This window comes from Rhizobium binae, assembly GCF_017357225.1.
Taxonomy (GTDB): domain Bacteria; phylum Pseudomonadota; class Alphaproteobacteria; order Rhizobiales; family Rhizobiaceae; genus Rhizobium; species Rhizobium binae.
In genome coordinates this window covers 47,234-62,500 of sequence record NZ_CP071604.1, presented here as the reverse complement: position 1 = coordinate 62,500, position 15,267 = coordinate 47,234, and the positions used below count along the sequence as shown (strand labels likewise).

Genomic DNA, 15,267 nt, shown 5'->3' with positions numbered 1-15,267 from the left:
ACGAGAGACTTCGTCGCCAGCAGCGCCGCCGCCCTCGTCAGTGAGTGGGCTTATAGAACCAACCCCTTTTCCAAGTCAACAGCCATACCAAAAGTTTTTTGACATTTTTGTAACAAGTTGAAAATGAACCGCTTTTATTGCTTGTTTCGGAAAACGAGCAAATCTTCCGCCCGATGGGGCGGTTTTGAGATTCGTTTTCGCCGAATCCCCAAGGAAGGACTTCGGCAAGGAATATAAGAGCCTATATAGGGAGCCTGACGCGAGATTCCAGAGCGCTTGCCTATGGCGCGGCACGCTCGCTAATTTGGCGGTGATGACGATCCAGCGGAGTGAAGAATGCTTGTCCTCGATGAACAACAGACGCGCGCGGCCTTGCCCTGGCCGGAACTGATCGCGGCGATCGCCGACATGTTCGGCAGCAACTGCGTCATGCCGGTGCGCCATCACCATGAGATGGAAGTGCCGAACGAGGAGAGCGCGACATTGCTTCTGATGCCGGCTTGGGTTCCCGGGCGCTATGCCGGGGTGAAGACGGTCTCCGTCTTTCCCGGCAATATGCGGCGCGGTCTGCCGGCGATCTTCGGAACTTATCTTCTTTCCTCCGGCGCCACCGGTGAGATGCTGGCCGCAATCGACGGTGGTGAGCTGACGGCACGACGTACGGCTGCAGCTTCGGCGCTGGCAGCCCATTATCTTGCCCGCGCAGACGCCGAGGAGATGCTTGTCTGCGGAACCGGCCGGCTGTCGCTGAATCTGATGCTCGCGCATGGCGCGATCCGGCCGATCAAGAGATACCGGGTCTGGGGTCGCAATGCAAAGGCTGCGGAAAAGATCGCCGCCGAGGCTCGCGCGCTCGGCCTGGATGCCGAGGCGGTGGCCAATGCGGAAGCCGCGGCGCGAAAGGCCGATATCGTCTCCTGCGCCACGCTTTCCAGCGAGCCGCTGATCTCAGGCGAATGGCTGAAACCCGGTGCCCATCTCGATCTTGTCGGCGCCTTCAAGCCGAGCATGCGCGAAAGCGATGACGAGGCGATCCGCCGCGCCAGCGTCTTTGTCGATACCCGTGCCGGCGCCATCAGCGAGGCTGGCGATATCGTCCAGCCGCTGAAAAGCGGTGTGCTGAGGGAAAGCGACATAAGAGCAGAGCTTGCCGAACTCGTCAGCGGCGCCCATGGCGGACGAAGCGACGAGACCGAAATCACGCTGTTCAAATCCGTCGGCGCGGCGCTGGAAGATCTCGCCGGCGCGATTCTTGCCTATGAAACGGTGACGGGCCGAAAGTGACCATCAGTCCTTCATTGCCGGACCTTCCGGTTTCACATGTCCTGCCGGCTATCGACGTGGCGTTGGCCGAGCAGAAGCGCGCGGTTCTTTCAGCACCGCCCGGCGCCGGCAAAACGACATTGGTGCCGCTTTACCTGCTCGAGCAAGCCTGGCGCGGCGACGGCAGGATCATCCTGCTGGAGCCGCGGCGGCTGGCGGCGCGAGCGGCGGCAAGCCGGATGGCGTCGTTGATCGGTCAACAGGTTGGCGGCACGGTCGGCTACCGTATGCGCCTCGACAACAGAATCTCGGCGGCGACGCGGATCGAGGTGGTGACGGAAGGGGTTTTTGCCCGGATGGTCCTCGATGATCCCGAACTCTCCGGGGTCTCGGTTGTGATCTTCGACGAATTCCACGAGCGTTCGCTCGATGCCGATTTCGGGCTGGCGCTGGCGCTCGATGTCCAGTCCGCGCTGCGCGAGGATCTGCGCATCCTTGTGATGTCGGCGACGCTCGACATCGAACGTGTGGCCGCCCTGCTTGACAATCCGCCTGTCATCGAAAGCCTGGGACGCAGCTTTCCCATCGATCTCCGTTATCAGGATCGGCCGGGCGGGGAACGCATCGAAGATGCCGTGACGCGGGCGATTGTGGACGCGCATGCCAGCGAAACCGGCTCGATCCTTGCTTTCCTCCCCGGCCAGGCAGAAATCATGCGGACCGCAGAGCGGCTGCAGGGACGATTCGGCCCCGAAACACTGATTGCGCCGCTTTACGGTAACCTCGGCCAGAAGGAGCAGGACGCCGCGATCCGGCCCGCAGCCGGCGGTATGCGCAAGATCGTGCTTGCGACATCGATTGCCGAAACCTCGATCACCATCGACGGTGTGAGGATCGTCATCGACAGCGGGTTGCAGCGCCTGCCGGTGTTCGAGGCATCGACCGGAATCACCCGTCTCGAGACGGTGCGCGTATCGCGGGCTTCGGCCGATCAAAGAGCGGGCCGCGCCGGGCGAACGGAACCGGGCATTGCTGTCAGGCTGTGGCACCCGGGACAGATGGCGGCGCTGCCGGCCTTCACGCCGCCGCAGATCCTTTCCAGCGACCTTTCCGGTCTGGTGCTCGATCTCGCGCATTGGGGCGTTCAGGATCCGGCATCGCTCGCCTTTGTCGATCAGCCGCCGGAAACCACGCTTAAGGAAGCGCGGATGCTGCTTGGCCAGCTCGGCGCGCTCGACAAGGACGGAATGCTGACCGCGCGCGGCAAGGTGATGCGCGATCTCGCCCTGCCGCCACGGCTTGCCGCGATGGTCGTGTCGGCGGGCGAATCGGGGCATGCCCGGGATGCGGCATCGATCGCCGTGCTGCTGACCGAACAGGGGCTCGGCGGCACCAGCCTCGATATCGAGGAGCGGCTGCGGCGCTTCAAGGCCGAGCGCGGCGAAAGGGCGGAGGCCTCGCGGCGGCTGGCAGGACGGCTGGCGAGCGGCCTCGACAGGGTTGAAGCAGCGGCGCCGGCTCTGGCGGGGCAGCTGCTGCTGCATGCCTTCCCTGACAGAATAGCGCTTCAGCGCGGCGGACGCGGACGATTCGTGATGGCCAATGGGCGGGGAGCGGAGCTGCCGGAAACCGAACGGCTGGCCGGCAGTCGGATGCTCGTCATCGCCGATCTCACCGGCCGGGCGGCGCAGGGGCGTGTTTTGGCGGCCGCCGAGGTGACGCGCGGCGATATCGAAGCCGAACTGCCCGGCGAAATCAGAATCGACGACCAGATATTCTTCGATCGGCAGAGCCGGCAGGTACGGGCGCGGCGCGCCACCCGGCTCGGCGCGATCATCTTCGATGAGACGCCGCTGCCGCGCCCTTCCGGGGCAGCCGTCACCCAGGCGCTGATGGAAGGCGTGCGCGAACTCGGGCTCGATCAGCTTGCTTTCTCGAAGGAAGCCATTCAGCTTCGCGAACGGATCGGCTTCCTTCACAGGACGATCGGCGATCCCTGGCCCGATGTCGGCGACGCCGCGCTGCTTTCCCGACTGGACGAATGGTTCGCGCCGTTTCAGAGCGACGCCCGCGGCCTCTCGGACATATCGGCGGGCGGGCTCTCCAGCGGGCTGATGTCGCTGGTTCCGCACGATTTGCAGCGTGATCTTAGCCGGCTTGCCCCGACGCATTTCGAGGCGCCGACCGGCCAACGGCATCCTATTCAATACGAGGGCGAGGAGCCGGTGCTGACGATCCGCGTGCAGGAGCTGTTCGGGCTCAAGCAGCATCCGGCGATTGCCGGAGGCCGCCTGCCGCTGCTGCTCGAACTGACGTCGCCGGCGCACCGGCCGATCCAGACGACACGCGATCTGCCGGGCTTCTGGTCGGGCTCATGGAAGGACGTGCGTGCCGAGATGCGGGGGCGCTACCCACGCCATCCCTGGCCGGAGCGGCCGGAAGAGGCATTCCCGACGACACGGGCAAAGCCGCGTGGTACATGAGGGCGACGACGCAAGGAACCGCTCAGAATGATCGACAAGGCAGAAAGCCATGCGATGGAGGACCGGCATAGCAGCCGCAGGCTGCGCCTGCAGACGCTGGTGCGGCTGCGCTGGCTTGCTGTCGGCGGGCAGGCGCTGACGGTCTTCATCGTTGCCTTCTGGCTGAAATTTCCCTTGCCGCTGATCGCCAGCTCTTCGCTGATTGCTGCTCTTGCCTGGGTGAATTTCTATCTGACGATCCGCTATCCGCCCACCCATCGCCTGGAACCGCCGGCTGCCTTTGCGCTGCTCGGTTTCGATCTTTTGCAGCTCTGCGCGCTGCTCTTCATAACCGGCGGTCTTGCCAATCCCTTCGCAGCCCTCGTCTGCGTCCCTGTTATCATCTCCTTTGCCTCGCAGCCAATCCGCTACAGCACGGCGCTGATCGGCATTGCGATGGTCTGCATCACGGTGCTTGCCTTTTCGCCGTTTCCGCTGCCCTGGTTCGACGGGGTCGAGATCAATGTCCACAATGTCATGCAGTTCGGCGTCTGGTGCTCGATCGCCTCGACAATGGCGTTTGCCGCTTTCTACGCCTATCGCGTTTCGATGGAAGCGAGCCAGCTTGCCGATGCGCTGGCCGCGACCGAACTGGTGCTGCAGCGGGAAAAACACCTTTCGCAGCTCGACGGGCTGGCGGCCGCCGCCGCTCACGAACTCGGCACGCCGCTTGCGACGATCAGCGTCGTCGCCAAGGAAATGGAGCGCGAGCTCAAGGACGATGATCGCTTCCGCGAGGATGTCATGCTGCTGCGGAGCCAGAGTGAACGCTGCCGCGACATTCTGCGGCGGCTGACGACGCTGTCTTCGGAAGACGAGGCGCATATGCGCAGGCTGCCGCTTTCCTCGATGATCGAGGAGATCGTTGCGCCGCACCGGGAATTCGGCATCGCGCTCGAGCTGATCGAAAAAAGCCCGCGCAAGAGCGAGCCGGTCACCGATCGCAATGCCGGGATCATGTACGGGCTCGGCAACCTCATAGAAAATGCCGTCGACTATGCCAGGGAGAAAGTGACGATCACCGTCGAACACGATCAGGACAAAGTGCAGATCGTCATCGAGGACGACGGCAACGGTTATTCGCCTGAAATCCTCACGCGGATCGGCGAGCCCTATGTGACCAAAAGGCAGAAGGAAGACACGGCGGGGGGTCTCGGACTCGGGCTTTTCATCGCCAAGACGCTGCTGGAGCGCTCGGGTGCATCGCTGGTTTTCGAAAACCGCGAGCCGGAGAGAGCCGGCGCGCGCATCCGGATCGAATGGCCGCGGATGCTGATCGACGCAAATTCGACAAAATGACTTTGTCGGCATAAGTAGAAATGAAAGACGGTTGACCAAGATCGGGCGTTCAGCGCCGGGACCCGAGACGATGACAGAACAGAATCCAGATAATTTCACCGCGTCGGATGAAGACCACATCGGGCCCGACGCCAGCTTGCTGATCGTCGACGACGACGGGCCGTTCCTGCGCCGTCTTGCCCGAGCCATGGAAACGCGCGGCTTTCAGGTGGAAACGGCTGAGTCCGTGGCCGAAGGCGTCGCGAAATCGAAAGGCAGGCCGCCGAAATATGCCGTGGTCGACCTGCGGCTCGGCGATGGCAATGGGCTCGACGTCATAGAGGCGATCCGCCAGCGGCGCGACGACACGCGAATCATCGTGCTTACCGGCTATGGCAATATCGCAACGGCGGTGACGGCCGTAAAACTCGGAGCGGTCGACTATCTGGCAAAGCCTGCGGACGCCGACGACATCTTTTCGGCGCTGACGCAGCGTCCGGGCGAAAAGGCCGAGCTCCCCGAAAATCCGATGTCTGCCGACCGCGTGCGCTGGGAACACATTCAGCGGGTCTATGAAATGTGCGAGCGCAATGTTTCGGAAACGGCCCGCCGACTCAACATGCACCGGCGGACGCTGCAGCGCATTCTCGCCAAACGCGCGCCGAAATAAGAAGGCATTCCTCAGACATCGTCGACGGTGAAGGGTTTTCCGTTCGCCCACTCGGCCATCATCAGCCTTTGTGCGGCGGCACGCGAGAAATTGAGTGTGACGGATTTACGGGTGGCGGGCGCCATACGATGTTCCGGCGCCTCGCGAATCATATGGGCGCCATAGCCGTCCGAGAGGAAAAGCCCGCATTCCTCGGGAAAGATGTCGAGCGGTACGTCCTGGTGTGTGGCAAAGAACAGGCGGTCGCAATGCATCCTGTATTCCGGCCATTTGCGATCGACCCGGAAATCTTCGATCGACGTCTTGATCTCGATGATCCAGACCTCGCCCTTTTCCGAAAGCGTGATGAGATCGGCACGACGGCCGCTCGCCAGCGGCAGTTCGGGCAGCACGGCGTGACGCATTTCATGCAGCAATATCTGCGTGCCCCTCCGCACCATCATGGCCCTGTCCGATTGCCGGCCATCGATTAACGGATTGTTATTGTAAACGCTCAAAATCGTCATGGATAACCATCGCGGGGCTAAGCGGGTTGTTGCAAAAAAGCCATGCGCTTTTAATTTGCGCGGCAGACCAATTCCCTGCGCCGCAGCAGTCTTGCAAAGCGCAAGTTAATCGAAAATAAACCATAATCAACAATGGTCGAAAGACCGTTCTCCCTGCCGCAAAACTTCAAGAGTCATCTATGCGCTTCCGCAATGCATTCCCTGTATTTGGCCTGCTGACAACGCTCGCTCTGGCCGGTTGCTCCACGAGCTCCGACAGCGCCTCCGTTGACGACAAGGGCGCTGGCCCGACGGTCCAGACGGCCCAGATCTTCAATGACGCCTATGGCGTGACGAAGGATGCCGGATACTCCCTGCCGGCGATCCCGATCGACAGGGTCAAGCCGCAGTTCCGTCGCCAGGTCGTCAGCTACCAGACCACCGAGCGTCCCGGCACGATCATCGTCAACACGCGCGAGCGCTTCCTCTATTACATCCTCGCCAACGGCAAGGCGATGCGTTACGGCATCGGCGTCGGCAAGCAGGGCTTTGCATGGGCCGGCACTGCCTACGTCGCCTGGAAGCAGGAATGGCCGACCTGGCACCCGCCGAAGGAAATGGCTGAACGCCGTCCTGACGTTGCCAAATATGTCGAAGACGGCATGGGACCCGGTCTCACCAATCCGCTCGGTGCGCGCGCCATGTATCTGTTCAATGAGGACGGCAAGGACACGCTGTTCCGCCTGCACGGCACGCCGGAATGGGCGTCGATCGGCACTGCCGCCTCCTCGGGCTGCATTCGCCTGATGAACCAGGACGTCATCGACCTCTACGGCCGCGTCCGTCCCGGCAAAGGCACTTCCAAGGTCATTGTCATCCAGTAAGCTACAGACCGAATTCGGTATAAAAATGGCCGCCGGACTGTCGTTCCGGCGGCCTTTTCATATTCTCCGTCACGCGGTCTGTTTCGCCTTCAGCTCGAGGCGGCGGCGGTGAAGCACCGGCTCGGTGTAGCCATTCGGCTGCTCCCTGCCCTTCAACACCAGATCGAGTGCGGCCTGGAAAGCGATCGACCCATCGAAATTACCGGCCATAGGTCGATAGGCCGGGTCCTGCTCGTTCTGCCGGTCGACGACGGCGGCCATGCGCTTCATCGTTTCGACGATCTGAGCTTCGCTAACCACCTTGTGATGCAGCCAGTTCGCCATGTGCTGCGCCGAAATGCGCAATGTGGCGCGATCCTCCATCAGGCCGATATTGTTGATGTCGGGCACCTTCGAGCAGCCGACGCCCTGATCGACCCAGCGCACGACGTAGCCGAGAATGCCCTGGGCATTGTTGTCGAGTTCGCGCTGGATTTCCTCCTGAGACCAGTTCGGCCGCACCGCAACCGGCACCGAGAGAATGTCGGACAGTTTGGCACGGGCGCGGTCCTTAAGTCCCTGCTGAACCTTGGCGACATTGACGCGGTGATAATGGGTGGCGTGCAGGGTCGCGGCCGTCGGCGACGGGACCCAGGCGGTGTTGGCCCCGGCTTTGGGATGGGCGATCTTCTGCTCCAGCATCGCCGCCATCAGATCCGGCATCGCCCACATGCCCTTGCCGATCTGGGCATGACCGGCGAGGCCGCATTCGAGGCCGATGTCCACGTTCCAGTTCTCATAGGCCGATATCCAGGCGGCTTGGCGCATGTCACCCTTGCGAATCATCGGCCCGGCTTCCATCGAGGTGTGAATCTCGTCACCGGTGCGATCCAGGAAGCCGGTATTGATGAAGACGACACGTTCGCGGGCGGCGCGGATGCATTCCTTGAGATTGATCGTCGTGCGGCGCTCCTCGTCCATGATGCCCATCTTGATGGTGTTCAGCGCCAGCCCAAGCGCATCTTCGACCCGCGAGAAGACCTCGACGGCGAAGGCGACCTCTTCCGGCCCATGCATTTTCGGCTTGACCACATACATAGAGCCGGTGCGGGAATTCTTCTTCCGGCCAGCCGGGCCGATATCGTAAAGTGCGATCAGGCCGGTGATGACGGCATCCATGATGCCCTCGGGCACTTCGTTGCCGTCGCGGTCGAGAATGGCAGGATTGGTCATGAGGTGGCCGACATTGCGCACCAGCATCAGCGAGCGGCGATGCAGCTCGAAGGCGGTCCCATCCGGACCTGTATAGTCCTGATCCGGGTTGAGCTTGCGGATGAAGCTCGCGCCGCCCTTTGCGACCTCTTCCTGCAGGTCGCCCTTCATCAGCCCGAGCCAGTTGCGATAGACGACGACCTTGTCCTCGGCGTCGACGGCGGCAATCGAATCCTCGCAGTCCATGATCGCGGTGATCGCCGATTCCAGCCAGACATCGGAAATATGGGCCGGATCGGTCTTGCCGATCGCCGTTGCCGCATCGATGACGATCTCGATGTGGATGCCGTTGTTCTTCAGGAGAATATGCGTCGGAGTGACGGCATCGCCGCGATAGCCGGCAAAATGGCCGCCATCCCGCAGCATTGCCTGCTCGCCATCGGTCGATCGGATGATGAGCGCTCCATCCCTGACGGCAAAGCTTCCCACATCCTTCCAGCGGCTGTCCTGCAGCGGCACCGATGTATCGAGGAAATCGCGCACCCAGGCAATGACCTTCTCGCCGCGCTTCGGGTTGTATCCCCTGCCCTTTTCGGCGCCGTCGCTCTCGGGAATGGCGTCCGTGCCATAGAGCGCATCATAGAGTGAACCCCAGCGGGCATTGGCGGCGTTGAGGGCATAACGCGCGTTCATGACGGGAACGACGAGCTGCGGACCGGCGATCGAGGCGATCTCGGGATCGACATTCTGGGTCGAAACCTGGAAATCCGACCCCTCCGGCAGCAGATAGCCGATTGCGCGCAGAAAGGACTGGTAGTCATCCATATCGGCCGGAGCGCCGTGCTGGCGATACCAGTCGTCTATCTTGAGCTGCAACTCGTCCCGCTTCTTCAACAGCACCCGATTTCTGGGGGCGAAATCATGGACGATCGCCGAAAAATCGGCAAAGAACTTGTCTGCATTGATCGCCAGACCCGGCAGAACTTCCTGGACAAGGAAATCATGAAGGACGGCTTCGATGGCAAGACCGTTCTTATCAATGCGGCTCATGCGACATTCTCCCTGGCAACGACTTTGAATGCTGCCACTTTGCCCGGCTTTCATTCATAGTCAATTCCGCAATAATTCGAAAGATTTATGCCGCACGGGAAATTATGCGCGGCGTAACGCGCATTGGCAGCCCGTTCTGCGGCTGCGTCGTCAGCTTCTGCACCGGCCAGGGGTTGGTCTCCTCGGTGGAATAGAAGCGATAGCGATGCATCAGCACAGCAAGGGCAATCACCGCCTCCTGAAGCGCAAAGGTTGCGCCGATGCAGACGCGCGGACCGGCGCCGAAAGGCAGAAACTGGAAGCGGCCAATAGAGCCGCGATTTTCGGGCAGGAAGCGCTCCGGCATATAGGCACGCGGCTTCTCCCAATAGGATTCGTGGCGATGCAGCGTCCACGGCATGATGAGCACCGTGACGCCAGCCTCGATCTCGACCCGCTCGCCATTGGCGTTTGTCCAGCAATCTTCCGATATCGCGGCGCGATTGATGGACGGCGCCGGCGGATAGAGGCGTAAGGTCTCCTCGAAGGCGGCGCGCGTCTGCGGCATCAAATCCAGCCATTGCACGGGTTCGGCCCCGGTGGCGAGCACCGCGTCGATCTCCGTCTCGATCGCCTCGCGGATATGCGGGCTGTTCGAGACGCAATACAGCGTCCAGGCCAGCGCCCGTGCGGTGGTCTCATGACCCGCGCCGATAAAGGTCAAAATATTGTCTTCGATCTCTTCCTTCGTCAGCCCATCAGGGCCGGCCTGTTCCAGAAGCAGGGTCAGGAAATCGTCGGGCGCGGCGGCGCGATCGGCCTTCATCTTGGCCAGGCGCATATCCATCGTATCACGCACGATGGCGCGGAATTTCTCCAGCACTCTTTGACCGCCGATGCGTGTCACACGTGGAACCCAGGACGGAGCGCGCATCAGATCCATCGGATCGATGCGACCCATGCGATGCAGCAGGGCATTGACGTCATCAGCGAAACTGCCGCTCGAGGTGACGATCTCTCCTGAAAATAACGTGTCGGCGAGAATCGCGAAGGTCAGCTCGGTCATGTCCGTGCTGATATCGAAAATCGCTCCCGCCGTCGGCGCGCTCTCATATTTGCGGGCATAGTCTTCCGACTGGCGCAACATCTGCCCGGCAAAACCCTGGGCATGGCGAGGCGTGAAAACAGGAGCGACCGCCTTTCGCGACCGTTTCCAGACCTGGCCTTCGGCCGTCAGCAAGCCGTCCCGCAGGATCGGCCGCAGCACCAGCTGGCGTATATCGGACATGCGATAATTATTGGCGTTGTCGACCAGCACATGCTTGATCAGGCCGGGATCGTTGACGATGAGCGTGTGCTGACCGAAGAAGCTCGTCTTGATCCAGGGGAGCGTATAGGACGGCGCGCCCCAAAGTTCGAGCGGATTGCGCAGGATGATGCGGATGATATCCAGCCGGCTCGGCGGCACGGTACGCGGTAGCGGTGCCGGCGGAACAAAGGGATCAGGACGCATGTCCATCGGAAAAGCCTTTCGGGGAAGATCAACGCTTCCCGTCAGGCCTGAAGCTAGAGCAGGCCCTTGAGTTCGTCCAGCTTGTCGTTGATCAGCCAGCCGTAATAATTCTCTTCGGGCCAAATGGTCGCACCGGCAGAGCGGTTTTTCGCAGCGAGTGCTGCGGCGCGCTGGCGCGAATTGCCGACATTATAAAGCGTCGCCGTCAGGCCGGGATTGCCCGAAATATCCATGCCGGCAATCTCCTTATAGTCGTCGATCGACCTGCGGATGGAAGCGGCGACGAAGGCGAGCGAAATATCGGGGTTCATGATTGCCTTGTAGACGGCGCCGGCATCCTTCTCGTTGAGCTTCGGATAGCCGGAGACGCGGGCAACAAGATCGGAAAGCATCAGCGCCGTCAGTGGGTTGACCTGGCCGAGGCCGAAGGTCTGGCCGGCATAAAAGGGCTGGAAGAAGACCGCGCTGAAGCGGTTATTCGGGAAGCTCTCGCCGCCGACCGTCTTGCCGCGGAAATCGCTTTCCCAGACATCCTCCCGGCAGGACCAGAGCGTGTAGGAATCACTTTTGCCCTTGCACTGAGCAAATTGCGGCCGCGCCACGAAATCATCGACGCTTTCGCCGTCATAGGCGAAGCGGAAGCTTTCTCCGGCATAGGAGGCGGCCTTGACGTAATAGGCCTGCAGCCGGTCGTAGGCATCGACATTGTAGGTATGCTCGCCGACGATGGCGCCGACGACATGTATGGGATTGATGCCGTAAGCGCCGGCGACCTTGCGGATCTTGCCCATCAGCTCGCGATCGGTCGCCAGTAGCTCATGGACCTTCTCGAATTTCAGATCGAAGCTGCTCTTGGTGCCCTTGGTGCGGCGGACGGACGCGCCCGGAATATCGGGCTGTTCGGCATGGCGGTTGCCCGCCGGCACCGTCTGCATTGCGAAGGCCGGCGCCGAATTCACCAGGGCAGCGGCAATCAAAAGGCTTGTCAAAAGGCGTCGCACGTTCCGCTACCCCGTCGTTCATCGTCCTGCTCGCGATGCGGCTGACTGGACCAGAATCTTGGCCGAATAAAGCCGGAGCGCAAACAAAACGGGCCTTCACTAGAAAGTAAAAGGCCCGCTGTCGAGAGTGGAGTTCGTCACAAAGCGGCAATCACGCCGGTCGAGAGCCGAAGCGGCGCGCCGACATCACAGAATGAAGCGCGAAAGATCGGTATTCTGCGCGAGATCGCCGACATGTTCGCGCACATAGGCGGCATCGATGGTGATGGCCGTGCCGCCGCGATCCGGGGCGTTGTAGGAAATATCGTCCAGGACCCGCTCCATCACCGTCTGCAGGCGGCGTGCGCCGATATTCTCGACCGAGGAATTCAAATGCACCGCGACATCGGCCAGCGCGTCGATCGCGTCTTCGGTGAAATCGAGGCTCAGGCTCTCGGTTTCCATCAGCGCGCGATACTGGCGGATGAGGCTCGCTTCCGTCTCGGTCAGGATCCGGCGGAAATCCTCTTTGTTCAGCGGCCGCAATTCGACACGGATCGGCAGGCGACCCTGCAGCTCGGGGAGAAGATCCGACGGCTTGGAGACATGGAAGGCGCCGGAGGCGATGAACAGTATATGGTCGGTCTTCACAGGCCCGTATTTGGTCGAGACAGTCGTGCCTTCAACAAGCGGAAGCAGGTCGCGCTGCACGCCTTCGCGCGAAACACCGGCGCCCATGCCGCCGTCGCGGGCGGCGATCTTGTCGATTTCGTCGAGGAAGACGATACCGTCATTCTCGGTGGAACGAACGGCCTCGCGCTGGATCACCTCATTGTCAATCAGCTTGTCGGACTCATCGCGGATCAGGTCGGTGTAAGAGGCCTTGACCGTGGTGCGGACTTTCCTGGTGCGCCCGCCCATCGCCTTGCCGAACATTTCCGACAGATTGAGAACACCGATATTGGCGCCCGGCATGCCGGGGATCTCGAAGCCGCCCATGCCGGAGCCGGTGTCGGCCACTTCGATGTCGATTTCCTTGTCGTCGAGCTCGCCGTCCCTCAGCTTCTTGCGGAAGTTTTCGCGGGTGGCGGGCGAAGCGGTGGTGCCGACCAGCGCATCGAGGACACGCTCCTCGGCGCTCACATGCGCCTTGGCCTGGACCTCGGCCCGCTTCTTTTCGCGCACCAGGCCGATGCCGACCTCGACCAGGTCACGGATGATCTGCTCGACATCGCGGCCGACATAGCCGACCTCGGTGAATTTGGTCGCCTCCACCTTGATGAAGGGCGCGCCGGCGAGTTTTGCCAGGCGGCGGGAAATCTCGGTCTTACCGACGCCGGTCGGGCCGATCATCAGGATGTTCTTCGGCATGACTTCGTCGCGCAGGCTCGGGTCGAGCTGCTGCCGGCGCCAGCGGTTGCGCAGCGCAATAGCGACGGCGCGCTTGGCCTCATGCTGGCCGATGATGTAGCGGTCGAGCTCGGAAACGATCTCGCGGGGGGAAAAAGTCGTCATTGCGTATCATTCTCCTGGCGGTCCGGGGCCATCAGCGGCGCCCGGCCGGAATTCGTCGTTGTTTCGCCAAGTCCCTGAAAGTCTGTCTTGTCCAGGCGTAGCGGGCGGACGGCTTGGAATTCAGCCTTCGACATCCAGCGATTCCACCACAATATTGTGGTTCGTATAAACGCAGATGTCGGCGGCAATTTCGAGCGCGCGCCGCGCGATCTCCTCTGCCGATTTGTCGGTATCCATTAGCGCGCGGGCAGCCGCGAAAGCAAAGTTGCCGCCCGAACCGATCGCCGTCGTGCCGTGTTCAGGCTCCAGGACATCGCCGTTGCCGGTGATCGCGAGCGTGGTCGACTTGTCGGCGACGAGCATCATGGCCTCGAGATTACGCAGGTATTTGTCGGTGCGCCAGTCCTTGGCGAGCTCGACGGCGGCCCGCATCAGCTGACCGGGATATTGCTCCAGCTTCTTTTCAAGCCTCTCGAGCAGCGTGAAGGCATCGGCGGTGGCGCCGGCAAAACCGGCGATCACTTCGCCCTTGCCGATGCGGCGCACCTTGCGGGCATTGCCCTTCATGACGGTCTGGCCGAGGCTCACCTGGCCATCGCCCGCCATCACCACCTTGCCGCCTTTTCGAACAGTAATGATCGTTGTCATAAAACACCTGTCTGCCCATGACGCGGGCTCTTGCCTCGACCGCACATCGGCCTTGTTGAGCCCTATGTAAGCAGGCCGGAGCCGATTGCAAATGGGCCGGCTTTTCTCTTGCCCGGCTTCTGGATATTTGCCGATGCGCCTGATAAGGAACGGCCTTATTCTGATGGAGGGCCAAATGGCCGAGACCGCAGCAAGCCGCACGGGGAGCGTTTCCCGCAAGACCAACGAGACCTCGATTTCCGTTTCCGTCAATCTCGACGGCACCGGCAAATCGAAGATTTCGACCGGCGTCGGCTTCTTCGACCATATGCTCGACCAGCTTTCGCGGCATTCCCTCATCGACATGGAAATCGACGCCAAGGGCGACCTGCATATCGACGACCATCATACGGTCGAGGATACCGGCATTGCGATCGGCCAGGCGATCTCCAAGGCGCTCGGCGACCGGCGCGGCATCACCCGCTATGCCTCGATCGACCTTGCCATGGACGAGACGATGACCAAGGCCGCGATCGACCTTTCCGGCCGGCCGTTCCTCGTCTGGAACGTCGCCTTCAGCGCGCCGAAGATCGGCACCTTCGACACCGAACTCGTCCGCGAGTTCTTCCAGGCGCTCGCCCAGAATGCCGGCATCACCTTGCATATTCTCAACCACTATGGTGCCAACAACCACCATATTGCCGAGACATGCTTCAAGGCCGTCGCCCGCGCATTGCGCACGGCGACAGAGATCGATCCGAGACAGGCGGGCCGTGTTCCCTCGACCAAGGGCACGCTCGTCTGAGCCTCTCAAGGGAGCGGCGACGATGACATCCAGCTATATATTCTTGACGCCGCCCGGCAGCGCAGGCACTCGCCTTGACGAGACGCGGGTGATCCGCGACGGCTTCACATGGCTCGGTTTGCTGTTTCCATGGGTCTGGCTGCTGGTCCATCGGCTGTGGCCATACGCGGCGGCGGCCTTTCTGATGCAGGCAATCGGCGGCGTGCTTATGGACGAACCGGGTCTCTGGCCGGCGGGAGCGGCGATCACGCTGGGCGTGAACCTGCTGGTCGGTCTCGAGGGCCAGAACCTTCGCATTCGCAGCCTCGCCGGCAAGGGCTGGAACGAAGACGCGCTCATTGCGGCCGATACGATCGGCATTGCCGAAGACGTCTACTTCTCCGACAAGGCGGTCCAGCCCCATACTGACGCCGCGGTCCCGGGCTGGGAGAACAAGACCCGACCGAACGGCCCGCATGGCCAGGCGACATCGCTTGGTCTCTTTGGTTTTGATGGAGGACGCTGA

At 61.8% G+C, this 15,267-nt stretch carries 13 protein-coding genes; 7 read left to right on the top strand and 6 right to left on the bottom strand.

The window, feature by feature from the left end; genetic code table 11:
* Window positions 1-336 precede the first annotated feature (336 nt).
* The 4 genes from lhpI (at window position 337) to J2J99_RS00285 (ending at window position 5,733) form a co-directional block, all read left to right on the top strand.
* Window positions 337-1,284 (top strand): bifunctional Delta(1)-pyrroline-2-carboxylate/Delta(1)-piperideine-2-carboxylate reductase, encoded by a 948-nt coding sequence (gene lhpI / locus J2J99_RS00300; RefSeq protein WP_168295179.1) that lies wholly within the window; start codon window positions 337-339, stop codon window positions 1,282-1,284.
* Window positions 1,281-3,746 carry an ATP-dependent helicase HrpB gene (gene hrpB / locus J2J99_RS00295; RefSeq protein WP_168295178.1) on the top strand — a complete coding sequence of 822 codons (2,466 nt, stop codon included), beginning with the start codon at window positions 1,281-1,283 and terminating at the stop codon, window positions 3,744-3,746. Before lhpI ends, hrpB begins: the two co-directional genes overlap by 4 nt.
* 27 nt (window positions 3,747-3,773) lie before the next feature.
* Window positions 3,774-5,084 (top strand): ActS/PrrB/RegB family redox-sensitive histidine kinase, encoded by a 1,311-nt coding sequence (locus tag J2J99_RS00290; RefSeq protein WP_168295177.1) that lies wholly within the window; start codon window positions 3,774-3,776, stop codon window positions 5,082-5,084.
* A gap of 70 nt (window positions 5,085-5,154) precedes the next feature.
* Complete coding sequence (locus J2J99_RS00285) at window positions 5,155-5,733, top strand: ActR/PrrA/RegA family redox response regulator transcription factor (RefSeq protein WP_168295176.1); 579 nt, start codon at window positions 5,155-5,157, stop codon at window positions 5,731-5,733.
* A gap of 11 nt (window positions 5,734-5,744) precedes the next feature.
* Here the strand turns inward: J2J99_RS00285 and J2J99_RS00280 are convergent, their stop codons facing one another.
* Window positions 5,745-6,239, bottom strand: coding sequence for an MmcB family DNA repair protein (locus J2J99_RS00280; RefSeq protein ID WP_168295175.1), 495 nt, complete (start codon window positions 6,237-6,239; stop codon window positions 5,745-5,747).
* A 179-nt stretch (window positions 6,240-6,418) separates the two neighbouring features.
* On the opposite strand from J2J99_RS00280, the gene J2J99_RS00275 reads away from it, so the two are divergent.
* Window positions 6,419-7,102, top strand: coding sequence for a L,D-transpeptidase (locus J2J99_RS00275; RefSeq protein WP_168295174.1), 684 nt, complete (start codon window positions 6,419-6,421; stop codon window positions 7,100-7,102).
* 69 nt (window positions 7,103-7,171) lie between these two features.
* On the opposite strand, the gene J2J99_RS00270 is transcribed toward J2J99_RS00275, so the two are convergent.
* The 5 genes from J2J99_RS00270 to hslV all read right to left on the bottom strand — a co-directional run bounded on the left by J2J99_RS00270 (window position 7,172) and on the right by hslV (window position 13,978).
* A complete protein-coding gene (locus tag J2J99_RS00270; protein WP_168295173.1) occupies window positions 7,172-9,343 on the bottom strand; it encodes a malate synthase G in 2,172 nt (723 codons plus the stop codon).
* Between the two features lie 85 nt (window positions 9,344-9,428).
* A complete protein-coding gene (locus J2J99_RS00265) occupies window positions 9,429-10,841 on the bottom strand; it encodes a cytochrome P450 (protein ID WP_168295172.1) in 1,413 nt (470 codons plus the stop codon).
* A 47-nt stretch (window positions 10,842-10,888) separates the two neighbouring features.
* Window positions 10,889-11,836 (bottom strand): DUF1402 family protein, encoded by a 948-nt coding sequence (locus J2J99_RS00260; RefSeq protein WP_168295171.1) that lies wholly within the window; start codon window positions 11,834-11,836, stop codon window positions 10,889-10,891.
* Between the two features lie 186 nt (window positions 11,837-12,022).
* A complete protein-coding gene (hslU, locus tag J2J99_RS00255) occupies window positions 12,023-13,330 on the bottom strand; it encodes an ATP-dependent protease ATPase subunit HslU (protein ID WP_064817164.1) in 1,308 nt (435 codons plus the stop codon).
* Between the two features lie 120 nt (window positions 13,331-13,450).
* On the bottom strand, window positions 13,451-13,978 hold the full coding sequence (hslV, locus tag J2J99_RS00250; RefSeq protein ID WP_168295170.1) for an ATP-dependent protease subunit HslV: 528 nt from the start codon (window positions 13,976-13,978) through the stop codon (window positions 13,451-13,453).
* A gap of 175 nt (window positions 13,979-14,153) precedes the next feature.
* Here hslV and hisB point away from each other — a divergent pair, with 175 nt between their 5' ends.
* On the top strand, window positions 14,154-14,762 hold the full coding sequence (hisB, locus tag J2J99_RS00245; protein ID WP_168295169.1) for an imidazoleglycerol-phosphate dehydratase HisB: 609 nt from the start codon (window positions 14,154-14,156) through the stop codon (window positions 14,760-14,762).
* Window positions 14,763-14,784: 22 nt separating this feature from the next.
* Complete coding sequence (locus J2J99_RS00240; protein ID WP_168295168.1) at window positions 14,785-15,267, top strand: DUF2628 domain-containing protein; 483 nt, start codon at window positions 14,785-14,787, stop codon at window positions 15,265-15,267.

Coding starts and splice junctions, on each gene's coding strand:
- hslU (WP_064817164.1), bottom strand. CDS start 13,330: ATGACGACTTTTTCCCCCCGCGAGATCGTTTCCGAGCTCGACCGCTAC.
- lhpI (WP_168295179.1), top strand. CDS start 337: ATGCTTGTCCTCGATGAACAACAGACGCGCGCGGCCTTGCCCTGGCCG.
- J2J99_RS00265 (WP_168295172.1), bottom strand. CDS start 10,841: ATGGACATGCGTCCTGATCCCTTTGTTCCGCCGGCACCGCTACCGCGT.
- J2J99_RS00285 (WP_168295176.1), top strand. CDS start 5,155: ATGACAGAACAGAATCCAGATAATTTCACCGCGTCGGATGAAGACCAC.
- hisB (WP_168295169.1), top strand. CDS start 14,154: ATGGCCGAGACCGCAGCAAGCCGCACGGGGAGCGTTTCCCGCAAGACC.
- J2J99_RS00270 (WP_168295173.1), bottom strand. CDS start 9,343: ATGAGCCGCATTGATAAGAACGGTCTTGCCATCGAAGCCGTCCTTCAT.
- J2J99_RS00275 (WP_168295174.1), top strand. CDS start 6,419: ATGCGCTTCCGCAATGCATTCCCTGTATTTGGCCTGCTGACAACGCTC.
- J2J99_RS00280 (WP_168295175.1), bottom strand. CDS start 6,239: ATGACGATTTTGAGCGTTTACAATAACAATCCGTTAATCGATGGCCGG.
- hslV (WP_168295170.1), bottom strand. CDS start 13,978: ATGACAACGATCATTACTGTTCGAAAAGGCGGCAAGGTGGTGATGGCG.
- J2J99_RS00290 (WP_168295177.1), top strand. CDS start 3,774: ATGATCGACAAGGCAGAAAGCCATGCGATGGAGGACCGGCATAGCAGC.
- J2J99_RS00240 (WP_168295168.1), top strand. CDS start 14,785: ATGACATCCAGCTATATATTCTTGACGCCGCCCGGCAGCGCAGGCACT.